The 11,987-nt window shown below is 70.2% G+C and carries 12 protein-coding genes; 4 read left to right on the plus strand and 8 right to left on the minus strand.

The window, feature by feature from the left end:
* Window positions 1–13: 13 nt before the first annotated feature.
* A complete protein-coding gene (locus tag G6N23_RS21550) occupies window positions 14–1,810 on the minus strand; it encodes a DUF7159 family protein (RefSeq protein WP_085259717.1) in 1,797 nt (598 codons plus the stop codon).
* Between the two features lie 118 nt (window positions 1,811–1,928).
* On the opposite strand from G6N23_RS21550, the gene G6N23_RS17515 reads away from it, so the two are divergent.
* Both G6N23_RS17515 and G6N23_RS17520 read left to right on the plus strand, forming a co-directional pair.
* On the plus strand, window positions 1,929–3,395 hold the full coding sequence (locus tag G6N23_RS17515) for a DUF7937 domain-containing protein (protein WP_085259716.1): 1,467 nt from the start codon (window positions 1,929–1,931) through the stop codon (window positions 3,393–3,395).
* A gap of 101 nt (window positions 3,396–3,496) precedes the next feature.
* A complete protein-coding gene (locus tag G6N23_RS17520) occupies window positions 3,497–4,228 on the plus strand; it encodes a cutinase family protein (protein WP_085259715.1) in 732 nt (243 codons plus the stop codon).
* Between the two features lie 6 nt (window positions 4,229–4,234).
* Here G6N23_RS17520 and G6N23_RS17525 read toward each other — a convergent pair whose 3' ends face one another.
* Window positions 4,235–5,011, minus strand: coding sequence for an S-methyl-5'-thioadenosine phosphorylase (locus G6N23_RS17525; RefSeq protein WP_085259714.1), 777 nt, complete (start codon window positions 5,009–5,011; stop codon window positions 4,235–4,237).
* A gap of 33 nt (window positions 5,012–5,044) precedes the next feature.
* On the opposite strand from G6N23_RS17525, the gene G6N23_RS17530 reads away from it, so the two are divergent.
* The gene (locus G6N23_RS17530) at window positions 5,045–5,923 is read left to right on the plus strand and encodes a 1,4-dihydroxy-2-naphthoate polyprenyltransferase (RefSeq protein WP_085259713.1); all 879 of its coding nucleotides are present in this window, start codon (window positions 5,045–5,047) and stop codon (window positions 5,921–5,923) included.
* Window positions 5,924–5,989: 66 nt separating this feature from the next.
* On the opposite strand, the gene G6N23_RS17535 is transcribed toward G6N23_RS17530, so the two are convergent.
* Window positions 5,990–6,286, minus strand: coding sequence for a DUF4229 domain-containing protein (locus G6N23_RS17535; protein WP_085259821.1), 297 nt, complete (start codon window positions 6,284–6,286; stop codon window positions 5,990–5,992).
* 76 nt (window positions 6,287–6,362) lie between these two features.
* Here G6N23_RS17535 and G6N23_RS17540 point away from each other — a divergent pair, with 76 nt between their 5' ends.
* Window positions 6,363–6,512, plus strand: a complete 150-nt coding sequence (locus tag G6N23_RS17540) for a hypothetical protein (RefSeq protein ID WP_085990252.1) — start codon at window positions 6,363–6,365, stop codon at window positions 6,510–6,512.
* Window positions 6,513–6,535: 23 nt separating this feature from the next.
* On the opposite strand, the gene G6N23_RS17545 is transcribed toward G6N23_RS17540, so the two are convergent.
* The 5 genes from G6N23_RS17545 to G6N23_RS17565 all read right to left on the minus strand — a co-directional run bounded on the left by G6N23_RS17545 (window position 6,536) and on the right by G6N23_RS17565 (window position 11,987).
* Window positions 6,536–7,870: a MinD/ParA family ATP-binding protein gene (locus G6N23_RS17545; protein ID WP_095173698.1), complete on the minus strand. Its 1,335-nt coding sequence runs from the start codon at window positions 7,868–7,870 to the stop codon at window positions 6,536–6,538.
* A 93-nt stretch (window positions 7,871–7,963) separates the two neighbouring features.
* Window positions 7,964–8,941, minus strand: a complete 978-nt coding sequence (gene ccsB / locus G6N23_RS17550; protein ID WP_085259711.1) for a c-type cytochrome biogenesis protein CcsB — start codon at window positions 8,939–8,941, stop codon at window positions 7,964–7,966.
* Window positions 8,942–10,621, minus strand: coding sequence for a cytochrome c biogenesis protein ResB (resB, locus tag G6N23_RS17555; RefSeq protein ID WP_095173696.1), 1,680 nt, complete (start codon window positions 10,619–10,621; stop codon window positions 8,942–8,944).
* Complete coding sequence (locus tag G6N23_RS17560; protein ID WP_085259710.1) at window positions 10,621–11,400, minus strand: cytochrome c biogenesis CcdA family protein; 780 nt, start codon at window positions 11,398–11,400, stop codon at window positions 10,621–10,623. The genes resB and G6N23_RS17560 overlap by 1 nt, the downstream gene beginning before the upstream one ends.
* On the minus strand, window positions 11,397–11,987 hold the full coding sequence (locus G6N23_RS17565) for a TlpA disulfide reductase family protein (RefSeq protein ID WP_085259709.1): 591 nt from the start codon (window positions 11,985–11,987) through the stop codon (window positions 11,397–11,399). Before G6N23_RS17565 ends, G6N23_RS17560 begins: the two co-directional genes overlap by 4 nt.

Below are 11,987 nucleotides of genomic sequence, written 5' to 3' on the forward strand. Positions count from 1 at the left end.
ATCGGCCGCGGAATCAGGTCCCGCCGTCGCCACTCGAGCCACCACTCGAGCCACCACTCGAGCCGCCACTGGACCCACCACTCGAATCGCCGCTGGAGCCACCACTGGACCCACCGCTGGAACCACCGCTCGAATCGCCACTGGACCCACCGCTGGAACCACCGCTCGAATCACCGCTGGAACCACTGCTGGACCCGCCGCTCGAATCGCCGCTGGAGCCACTGCTGGACCCACCACTGGACCCGCCCCCGGCATCACCGCCCGAGCCAGACGAGCTGGACCCGCCACCAGCGGAGCCACTGCTGTCCGACCCACCCGGGGCGCCTGAGCCGCCCGCACTGCCGGCCTCACCACTCCCGGACCCACCCGCGTCACTGCCCGATCCCCCGGTACCGGTCCCACCCGAGTCGGTACCGCCCGAGCTGGTACCGCCACCGGATGTTCCACCGGGATTACCGGAAGAGCCGCCCGACCCGCCGTCGTCGGAACCGCCCGCGCCACCACCGGATCCGCCGGGGTTACTGCTACCGCCGCCGGGGTTGGTGCCGGAGCCCCCGGCGCTCCCATCATCGCCACCGGTCCCGCTACCGCCGGAATGGCCGCCACCCGAATCGGTGTCGCCAGAACCGCTACCGCCCGAACCGCTGCCGCCCGAACCGCTGCCACCGGAACCGGTATCTCCACCGGGACTGCCGCTCCCGGTATGACCGCCACCGGACCCGACGCCTCCGCCACTACCACTACCACCACCGCTGCCGGAGCCAGAGCCGGAGCCGCCGAGCCCACCGCCGCCGCCGATGACGGGCCCGGTGATGATCGGGATCGGAATCGGGAACGGGATCACCGCCGGCGCCGGGGGTGCGACGGGCGGCACCGCCGGCGCCACGACCGGCGGCGGAGCCACCGCGGCCGGGAGTTCCGGTTTCACCGGGACCACAACGGGATTGGACACCGGAGCTTGGGGAGCGGGCCGTGGCAACGGCTTGGGCGCCGGTAAGGCGGGGATGAAGTTACCCGGCACCGGTTGGGGCTGCGGCGGCTGCGCCACCACCGGAGGCTGTGACGGGCTGGACGCGGCCGTCGGGCGGATACCGATCGTGACGGCCACCGCCAGCGCGGCGCAGCCGGCGACCAGGATGCCGCCGACCGTGCTGCCCACCAGAAGTGCGCGACCCACCGGTGGCGGCGCGGCGCCGAGCTCGTCGTCTTCGGCCGCCTCGGCTTCGTCGTAGGCGGCGTCGTAGTCGTAGTCATCCTCGGCGTACTCGACTGGCAGCAACTCGGAGTCGTCGTGGGTCATCGAGTACGCCAGCTGCTGTTCGGGCTCTGAACCGTGGGCCGGCGGTGCCGCCGCGGTGGCCGTTCCATCGGCCGCGTCCAAGTCAGGCAGCGCCGCCGCCATCGTCGGCTCGGCGGCGGTCGCCGCCGGTGCGGCCATCGTCGCCTCCCCGCCGGGAGACGGCAGCATCGTCGTCTCGCCGTCCTCGCCGGAAGCGTTGCGCGCCAACGCCACTGCCGAGCGCGCATCAGACTGCTCGGAGACGTTCTCGACGCCCGCCTCGTCGAGCGCCCGGCGAAGATCGGCCAGCAATTCCGAATCCGACCAGCACAGCCGGGTGGCAGCCAGCCGATGGCCTTCGTCGGCCAGCATCCGGTGCGTGCCGGTCACCGTCTCGGTCAGCGTCCCGACCGGATCCCGCGTCAGGTCAAGCATCGACTCATCGAGTACGGCATCGCCGTAGGCATCCGATTCGACGAGCGCCAGGCGGGCCAGTGCGCCGGTGACCGAGACGCCCAGCGCGACATCCATCTGCGCGCCTCCTTCCGCCACTTCGATTAGCCAGTCTAGCCGCGCGAACCCCGCAGCCGAGTGGCGTGGATCTTCGCTGTTCAGCGGTGTCCAGCCACCGCGCGGTTATGGTGAGCAGGTGATCGCCGAGTCGACCAGGCGCTGGAACATCGGCCGTGACGTCACCGCTGCGGTGCTGTTGTGCGCTGCGCTCGCACTGCCCTGGAACCTGTACTTCGGGGGCGGAATTCCCGGCAGCGACACCAGGTTGCTGGCCGTGCTGGCCGCGGCGACGGTGCTCGCGCTGGGGGCGGTCGCCGTGGCGTATGTCGGGCCCTGGGCAATATTGGGCGCGCACCCCAACCCGGCCTTCGCGGGACGGCTGCGCGGGCTGCTCAGTGCGCCGTACCTGTTGCTGGTGCTCGGTGTGGTGGTCGTCGACGTGCTGCAGACCATCCGCTTCGGCGGCAGCTCGCAGCCCCCCGGCGGCGCGGGTCCGGGCGCCTGGCTGGGCGTCACCGGAGCGTTGCTCGCCGGGCAACCGGTGCTTGCCGGGCCGGTCCGGTTCTGGAAGCGCGGGGTCCGCGTGCTGGGCTATGCCGCGATCGCCGGCGCAGCCTTGAGCGTGCTGTTCAACCTCTACTGGCGGGTGCGCTACGCCCTGCCCGACGCGACGGGCGGCTTCGCCGGGCAACATGTCGCGATCATCGTGACCGCGTTGGTGTACGGGGTGGTGGCCTGGGTCGCGGTGTTCACCGGTTCGCGCTGGATTCTGCGGCGCGACAGGGCGTCCCAGCTCAGCGTCGTCCTGCTGGGCGGCGCCACCCTGCTCGCCGGCGCACTGGTGTGGACGCTGCCGGTGGGCCGTGTCATCGACGGCTTTCACGGCATCGCGCAGAACACCTCCACGGCCGGGGTCGGGTTCGAGGGCTACCTGGTGTGGGTGGCCGCGGCGGCGATCTTCGCGGTGGCCGCGGTACGCGATGCGTCGGCGATGACCTGGCTGGGTGCGACGCGTAATACGTTGCTGCTCATCACCGTCTGGGGTCTGGGGTCGGCGTTGATGCGCATCAACGATCTCGCGGTCGCGGCCGGGCTGGATCTGCCGCGTTCGCCGTATGACAGCGCGGCGATGGCATCCTTCGACGTGCTGACCGCGGTGGTCGCGGTCTGGCTGCGGATCAACCTGGGCAACCGGTCGCTTCCGGCGGCCGCCCTCTGGTCGGTAGCCGCGATCTTGTTCGGGTTCACGATCGCGCGCCTGGTGGTGGGTGCCGGGCTGGCCCCGCGTCTGGCGGACTCGCAGCGGGCCGAGGCATTGGCCAACCCGGTCTACGGCAACGGACTCGCCCAGCAGATCACCAGCACGTTCGACGTGGTGCTGTGTGGGCTGGCGCTGTGCGCTCTGGCGGTCGCGATCATCGCCGGACGACTCGCACTGCCCACCGACGACCGCCCCAGACCCGGCGTCCCCGGCTCACCGCACATCTTCCGTTCGGAGGGCTCGACCCCGTCCTCACCCGCGGCTGGGCCGAGGATCTACCGGGGAGCCGACGAGTCGGCCGGCGGCGAAGCGTTGGCCCAGGGCAGCTCGAACGGCAGCTGACTCCCCCGTGCGGCGAATGATCTGGGCAGCCACCAAAGCGTTTATCGAATGCGGGCGCCGGGTAAGCGACACTGCGCTCCAGCGATTGACATGAGGACGAGATGAACATCGAAATGGCCGTAACGAAGGCAGGTGCCATCACCCGGTACCTGGGTGCAGCGATGGTGATGAGCGGTGCCACCCTGTTGGCCCCGGGCGTCGGCTACGTCTCGGCGGAGCCCTGCCCGGACGTGGAGGCGGTGTTCGCGCGCGGCACCGGCGAGCCGCCCGGCGTCGGTGGCATCGGCCAATCCTTCGTCGATGCGCTGCGCGCCAAGGTGGGTGAACGCTCGTTTGCGGTGTACCCGGTCAACTATGCCGCCAGCAGTGATTTCGGCGGCGGCACCGACTTCGCCCGCACCGTTGTCGACGGCATCCGCGACGCCGGCACCCACATCGAGAACACCGCCGCGACCTGCCCCAACACCCGAATCGTGCTCGGCGGATTCTCGCAGGGCGCGGCGTTGGCCGGCTACACCACCTCGGCCGAGGTCCCCAAGGAAGTGCCCGCCGAGTACCTGGCCTACATCCCGCAGCCGATGCCGCCTTCGGTGGCCGACCACGTCGCCGCCGTCGTCTTGTTCGGCACGCCGTCCACGGAGTTCCTGCAGCCCAACGGCGCGCCACCGGTGCGGATCGGCCCGCGGTATGCATCCAAGACCCTGCAGCTGTGCGCCGACGGCGACACCATCTGCAACGGAGCCCCGGCCGGCGGGCCACCCTTCGCACACGCGTCCTACGGCGTCAACGGTATGACGGACCAGGGCGCTGATTACGCGGTCGCCCATCTCTAGAGCGCTCTAGGGCAGCTCGAACGGCAACTCGATGCCCTCGTGCGGCAGACAGTGTGTGCAGGTGCGCTCTTCGTCGACCCGCTCGATGGCTTGGTGCACCAACTTTTTGAACGGCTCGATGTTCTTCTGGAATTCCGCGAACACGTCGACGACCTTCACGCCGCTGCCGACATCGACGCCGGCGTCCAGGTCGGTGACCAAAGCTACTGCCGCGTAGCACATTTCCAGTTCACGAGCCAGCACCGCCTCGGGATAGCCGGTCATGTTGATCAGGCGGAAACCGGCCGCGGCGAACCATTGACTTTCGGCGCGGGTGGAGAAACGCGGCCCCTGGATGACCACCATGGTGCCGCCGTCGACGACGTCGGGCAGGCCGCACACCGTGGTCCGCAGCGTCGGGCAGTACGGGTCGGCGAATTCGACATGCACACCGCCGTCGTCGAAGTAGGTGTCGGCACGCCCCCGGGTGCGGTCCACCAGTTGATCGGGCACCACCACCGAGCCGGGTGGCAGCTCAGGCGTCAGGCTGCCGACCGCGCACGGCGCGAGGATCCGCCGCACCCCCAGTGCCCGCAGCGCCCACATGTTGGCCCGGTAGGGCACCGTGTGCGCCGAGTACTCATGTCGCTCGCCGTGCCGCGGCAGAAACGCGACCTGGTGGCCACCGACTTCGCCGACGGTGATCTGCGCGCTGGGCTTCCCGTAGGGGGTGTCGGATTGCACCCGGCGCGCGTCGTCACCGAAGAACGAGTAGAAGCCACTACCGCCGATCACTCCCAGCAAGTTGCGTTCCTCCCGCGTGCAAGGATCGTGCCTATGTCTGAAAAGGCCAGCTTTGCACAGTGGATCGAAGGCGCGCGGCCCCGCACCCTGCCCAACGCCATCGCCCCGGTGATCGCCGGTACCGGTGCGGCGGCCTGGCTGGGCGCCGCGGTGTGGTGGAAGGCGCTGTTGGCGCTGACCGTCGCCGTCGCACTGATCATCGGGGTGAACTACGCCAACGACTACTCCGACGGCATCCGCGGCACCGACGACGACCGGACCGGCCCGCTGCGGTTGGTGGGCTCGCGGCTGGCCGCACCGCGATCGGTGCTGACGGCGGCGATCATCGCCTTGACGGTGGGCGCGCTGGCCGGTTTGGCGCTGGCCCTGCTCAGTGCCCCGTGGCTGCTGGCCGTCGGTGCGGCCTGTATCGCCGGGGCGTGGCTGTACACCGGCGGGTCGCGTCCGTACGGCTACACCGGCCTGGGCGAGGTGGCGGTGTTCGTGTTCTTCGGTCTGGTCGCGGTGCTGGGCACCCAGTACACCCAGGCGCTGCGGGTGGACTGGGTCGGGGCCGCACTGGCGGTCGGCATCGGGGCGCTGTCCTCGGCGGTGCTGGTGGCCAACAATCTGCGCGACATCGCCACCGACGAGCCGGCCGGCAAGATCACCCTGGCGGTGCGACTCGGGGACGCCCGCACCCGGGTGCTGTTCCAGCTGCTGCTGGCGCTGGCCGGGGTGCTGACGCTGGCGCTGATGCGGGCCACTCCGTGGTGTGCGGCCGGCCTGATCGCCACACCGTTGGCGCTACGGGCGATCGCCCCGGTGCGCACCGGGAAGGGCGGCGTGGCGCTGATCCCGGTGCTGCGCGACACCGGGTTCACGATGCTGGTGTGGGCGATCGTGGAGGCGGTGGCCTTATCCCTGGGTTGACTCTGCGCTGACCAGACAAAAGTGTGAGTGGATCCCGTGGTAGGCGCAGAGTCAACGCGGCCGCGCTCACTCCCCGCGCAGCCGGGCCTGCAATTGCTCGCGGTCCCGCCGGCGCCGCTCACCGGCCAAGGCCAAGCTGGCGGTGGCACGCCGGCGCAGCGGAGTGAAGACCCACATGCCCAACGGCAGCGCGATGATCAGCGCCAGCAGCACCGCGACGATCGGCGGGAAGTCGCTGAGCCCGATCAGCTGCCCCAGCCCGTAGATCACCGCACTCAACACGACCACCAGCGCCAGCCGCGCCGCGGTGTACACGATCACATCGACGACCGCACGGCCCCATGGAGCCCGACCTGTTGTCACGCTGACCAAGCCTACTGTCGGGTCCCAGAGGGTCCGGCGGCGCTCACGGTATATTCGGCGCCAGGAGGTGACGCACGTGCTCTACCTGCTCCTCGTGCTGGCCCTGGGGACACTGATCTACATCGCTCTGCGCGCCAATCGCGCGCGGCCGAAGACCCGCGTCATCGGACCGGACGACGACCCGGACTTCCTGTGGCAGCTCAGCCACGGCGACAACCAGCCGTAGGGCGCTGACCGCCCTGCTTCGACCTAGACGAAGTGCTGGTTGAACCGGTCGTCGCCCGGGAAGGCTTCGGCGACGATGGCGGCCAGCTCAACCAGGGCCTCGCGGGTCTCCCGCTTCAGGCGCAGCAGGTCGATCTCGGCGCCCTCTTCCAGGTGCGGGTCGAACGGCACCAGTCGCACCGCCCGGCACCGCCGGGAGAAGTGGTCGACCACCTTCTGCATGTCGACCTTGCCGCCGCGTGGCCGCACGGCGTTGATCACCGCGATCGAATTGCGCACCAGGTCCTCGTGGCCGTGCGCGTCCAGCCAGTCCAGCGTCGCCGAGGCGCTGCGGGCGCCGTCGACCGAACCGGAACTGACCACGATCATGGTGTCGGCCTTGGCCAGCACCGCTGACATGGCCGAGTGCATCAGGCCGGTGCCGCAGTCGGTCAGCACCAGGCTGTAGAACCGCTCCAGCACCTGCAGGGTGCGGGCGTAGTCCTCGGCGCTGAACGCCTCCGACACGGCCGGGTCGCTCTCCGAGGCCAGCACCTCCAGCCGGCTGGGGCCCTGGTTGGTGTAGCTGCGGACGTCGCTGTAGCGCTGAATGCCGTCCGCGTCGCGCAGCAGGTGACGCACCGTCGCCGGGGTCTCCATCGGCACCTTCTGGCTCAGCGTGCCGCGGTCGGGGTTGGCGTCCACGGCCACCACCCGATCGCCGCGGATGGATGCGAAGGTGGCTCCCAGCGTGGCGGTGATGGTGGTCTTGCCGACACCCCCCTTCAGCGACAGCACCGCGATCCGGTGGCAACCCTGCAGCGGCCGGTTGACCTGCACCACCAGGTCGTTATAGCGGGCGGTGCGGGGACTCTCCCCGACGTTGATCAGCTGGCCGGACAGCACATAGAGCAGTCGGCGCCAGCCGGACGACGGCGGCGGTTTGACCTGCCGCAACAGTGACGTGGTGGACAGGTCAGAGAACGGTGCGATGGACTCCGCCGGGCGGTACGGGGCGTTCCCGCCGCCGGGGACGCCGCCCGGGGCGCCGCCGTAGTAGACCGGAGCCGGGTTCTCCATCGGCTGCGGGACCCAGGTCGCCGGACCGGGGCTCCACTGCTGTTGCTGGGCCTGGGTCTCGGTGGGCGCCGGCCACGGGTCGACCGGTTCGGAGAACCGGCGTTCGGTGCGGAAACCACCGAAAGACCTGGTCGCGGCCCCTTCGGCGGCCTCGCTCTGCTGCTGTAGCGGCCCGGTGTCGGGGTTGCCGGCCGAGGCGTCGTCGGCCCCGGCGACCTGCTGATACGGCCGGAACTGGGTGGTCGGATGATCTGTCACGTCGTGGCCCTGGGTGGCATCACCCGGTGCGTGGTCAGACACTGATATCTCCCCCATCGCGGTGGTTGGGTCGAGTCGGTGGACGTCTGTTACCGCAGGGTAGCGCAGCTGTCCTAAGCGTATCTGTCAGCAGCGTTAGCCGACTCCGGCATAGGAGTGCAGTCCGACGGTCACCAGATTGACGAAGAACAGGTTGAAAATCATCGCCACGAACCCGGCGACGTTGATCCAGGCCGCCTTGTAGTCCCGCCACCCGGCCGTCGACCTGGCATGCAGATAGGCGGCGTAGATGATCCAGGCGACGAACGACACCGTCTCCTTGGGGTCCCATCCCCAGTAGCGGCCCCAGGCACCTTCGGCCCAGATTGCGCCGAAGATCACGCCGAAGCCGAATACCGGGAACGCGAAAATCGTCGTCCGATAGGCGATGCGGTCCAGGGTCTGCGCGTCCGGCAATCGTCGCACCATCCGGGCCAGCGGCCCCGGGGCGTCGGGGTCGCTCAGTCGCGACGACCGCACCAGAAACAGGATGCTGGCCACCCCGGCCACCAGGAACACCCCCGAGCCGATACTGACCACCGACACGTGGATCGGCAGCCAATAGGACTGCAACGCCGGCATCACCGGTGCGGCGGTGGCGTAGAGCCAGCGCCCGGAGACCGTCAGCAGGATCAGCAGCGGCAGCAGCACGAACACCCACAGGCCGCGGTGCTGCGGACGGCGCAGTGCGACCGCGGCGGCCACCACCCCGGAGAAGCAGGTCAGGTTGATGAACTCATACATGTTGCCCCACGGCGGGCGCAGCGTGGCGGCGCCGCGGAACACGATGCAGGCCAGCAGCAGCGCGATACCCAGGTAGACCAGGGCCAGCCCGGCGCCGCCCGCCCGCTCGCCGAAGGGCCGCCGCGGCGCGGGCAGCACCACGCCGGGGGTGGCGCTGTCGGCCCGCACCGCCCCGGCGCCCACCAGCTCGGCCTCGGCGGGGGTACGGGCGCGGCTGGAGGCCAGTTCGACGGCCAGCAGCAGCATGGCGATGACGAGCACGATCAGCGCCGAGGTGAACGCCCAGTCGGAGTAGCGCGCCAGCCCGATGTCGATATGGGTGGTGTTCATCTAGATCTCCTTGCCGAACAGCCGGGCTGAGTCACGGGCGCCACTCCTCCCCGTCGCTGCGCTCCGCATCATCGTGTCGCGCAGCCGCTCGAACTCGTCACCCCAGCCGGAGTTGTCGGTGCGTGCCAGCCCGCCCAGCTCGACGTTCACCGTACCGGTCGGCCGGGTGGACTCCGCCGGGGTGATCCGGATCCAGATCCGGCGACGGCGCACCGCCAGCGACACCACCAGGCCGGCCATCATCGTCATCGCGAACACCAGCACCCAGACCGCGGCCGGATCATGCGACAGCTGGATGTTGATGAACGGCACGGCGCCGTCGAAGCGCACCCGGGTGCCGTCATCGAGGCGGATCTCCTCACCGGGCTTCAGGTTGGACCGGGCCACCTTGGTCAGGCGGCCCTGGTGGATCAGCCGGGAATCCAGCGTGAACAGCCCCTGCGGCCGGCCGGTGTCCAGACCGGTGTCGCCGCGGTAGACGTCGATCGCCACCGCGGGGTCGTGCAGCGCCGGGAACCCCGACGACAACAACCCGTCGTCGAGTTCCGCGGTCGGCGCGAACAGCCCCTGGATCCCGATCTGGTGCTTGCGGCGTTCGCTCGCGTCGGGATAGGTCCCGGCCGGGGGGTCGATGCGTACCGCGCCGGAGGACAGCAGGGTCAGCGGGTTGTCCGGGCGGAACTGCACCGTCTGGGTACGGGTCTGCCCGTCCGGGAAGATCACCGTGAAAGTGGGGGCGTAGCCGTGGCCCTGCAGGTAAGCCCGGACTCCGCCCACCCGCAGCGGATGGTTGACCTCCAACAGGTACGGGCGCCAGCGGTCGGCGCTGAGGTCCTCGCCGGCCTGGTAGTCGATGTGCGCGGTGAAGGAGGTGGCCAACCCGGAGGCCAGGTAGTTGGCGTCGAAGTCGTTGACCCGGATGCACATCGGGTGCAGCCGGGTGCCGTCGACGGTGGTGCCGGCGCGGAACGAGTCGAACGCCGCCGGGGATGCCGAGCAGAACCCGGGCCCACCGTCGGCGATCACCATCACGTTGCCCTCGTAGCCGAACAGCCGGCCGACCGCGACCGACGCCAACAGACCCAGCAGCGCGAAATGGAAGACCAGGTTGCCGAATTCGCGCAGATAGCCCTTCTCCGCGGAGATTTCGACGGCGCCGCCGGCGGAGCGGGTGGTCCGCCGCCAGCCGCGCAGCCGCCCGGCCAGCTCTGCACCGAGTTCGTCGGCATCGCCGGCCAGTTGCGTCTCGGCGTGTTTGGGCAGCCGGGCCAGATTGCGCGGCGCGGCGACCGGGCTGGCGCGCAGATTGCGCAGGTGCTCAAGGGTCCGCGGGGTCAGGCAGCCGATCAGCGAGATGCACAGCAGCACATAGATGGCGGTGAACCAGAAACTGGAGAAGACGTCGAACGCCTCCAGCCGGTTCAGCCATGGCCCGAGCACTGGGTGCAGCGCCAGGTACTCGTCGACTTTGGCGGCGTTGAGGTTACGTTGCGGCAGCAGTGCCCCGGGGATCGCCGCCAGCGCGAGCAAGAACAGCAGCACCAGCGCGGTGCCCATGGAGGTCAGCGCCCGCCAGGTGTTGCGGCCCCGGGCGGTGAGCCTCGCGAGCAGACGCGGAATCGCACGCGTGGAGCCCGCGTCGTGCGATTCCGCGTCTGCTCGCGGGGGTGAGGTGACCATCAGATCGGCAGCCTGACGTCGGAGACCAGCCCGTCGCGCACCGCGGCCACAAAGTGGCTCCACACGCCGGTGACCAACGCCAACCCGACCACGATCAGCAGCACCCCGCCCAGAATCTGCATGGCCCGGGTGTGCCGGCGCAGCCAGCCCAGCCCGGCCACCGCGCTGGCCGAGCCGAAGGCCAGCGCCACGAACGGGATGCCCAATCCCAGGCAGTAGGCGATCACCAGCGTCACGCCGCGGGCCACGCCGGAGCCGTCGGTGGCCGAGGCGACGGCGATGACCCCGGTCAGCGTCGGCCCCAGGCACGGGGTCCAGCCCAGCGCGAACACCGCGCCCAGAAGCGGCGCCCCCAGCACCGTCGACAGTCGTTGCGGGGTGAAGCGGAACTGGCGCTGCAGCGCCGGGACGAAACCGATGAACACCAGGCCCATCGCGATCGTCACCACGCCGCCGATCCGCTCCAGCGCCACCTGATTGCGGATCAGCGTGGAGGTCATGCCCAGCACGGCGACCGAGCCGAGCAGAAACACCGCGGTGAATCCGGCGACGAACAGCCCCGCCGACCCCGCGACGCGCCACCTCGCTGACGGCGGCGCCTTGAACGCACCGGCCTCCGGTTGTTCGTCGACGCCCACCACCGCGGCCAGATACGACAGGTAGCCCGGCACCAGCGGCACCACGCACGGCGAGGCGAACGACACCAGACCGGCCAGCGCCGACACCGCGACGGCCAGCAGCAGCGGGCCGGTGGTGGCGATGGCGGTGAGGCTGCTCACTGCGGCTCCTCGGCAGCCAACCGTGCCACCACCGGCTGCAGGTCTTCGGCGAGCACCTCGCGCAGGAACACCGCGGCGACCCGGTGCTGTCGGTCGAGCACCATGGTTGCCGGGATGACCGACGACGGATACCGGCCGCCGAACGCGATCATGGTGCGCATCGCCGGGTCGTAAATCGACGGATAGGTGATCCGGCGGTCTTTGATGAAGTCGCGGGAGGCCTGCGGCTCGGGATCACGGACGTCGATGCCCAGAAACGCCACCCCGTCGGCGCGGGTCTGGTCGTAAACCTGTTGCAGCTGGCTGATTTCGGTGCGGCACGGCCCGCACCACTGCCCCCACACGTTGATGACGACGACCCGGCCGGCGAAGTCCTCGACGCCGACGGTGCGTTCGGGGTCCATCAGGTCGGGCCCGGAGATCTTGCCCGGCCGGCCACGGGTCTCCGGCGGGTCGTAGAAGATGTCGGTCTTGCCGCCGGGTGAGACGAACTCGAAGGTGCCGCCCTGCGTCACCGCGTCGTCGCCGACCGAGCAGCCCGAGATCAGGGCGGCAGCCACCACCCCGGCGATCAACACCGCCCGCAT

It is taken from the genome of Mycolicibacter terrae (assembly GCF_010727125.1).
Taxonomy (GTDB): Bacteria; Actinomycetota; Actinomycetes; order Mycobacteriales; family Mycobacteriaceae; genus Mycobacterium; species Mycobacterium terrae.

Coding starts and splice junctions, on each gene's coding strand:
- G6N23_RS21550 (WP_085259717.1), bottom strand. CDS start 1,810: ATGGATGTCGCGCTGGGCGTCTCGGTCACCGGCGCACTGGCCCGCCTG.
- G6N23_RS17520 (WP_085259715.1), top strand. CDS start 3,497: ATGAACATCGAAATGGCCGTAACGAAGGCAGGTGCCATCACCCGGTAC.
- G6N23_RS17530 (WP_085259713.1), top strand. CDS start 5,045: ATGTCTGAAAAGGCCAGCTTTGCACAGTGGATCGAAGGCGCGCGGCCC.
- ccsB (WP_085259711.1), bottom strand. CDS start 8,941: ATGAACACCACCCATATCGACATCGGGCTGGCGCGCTACTCCGACTGG.
- resB (WP_095173696.1), bottom strand. CDS start 10,621: ATGGTCACCTCACCCCCGCGAGCAGACGCGGAATCGCACGACGCGGGC.
- G6N23_RS17565 (WP_085259709.1), bottom strand. CDS start 11,987: ATGCGGGCGGTGTTGATCGCCGGGGTGGTGGCTGCCGCCCTGATCTCG.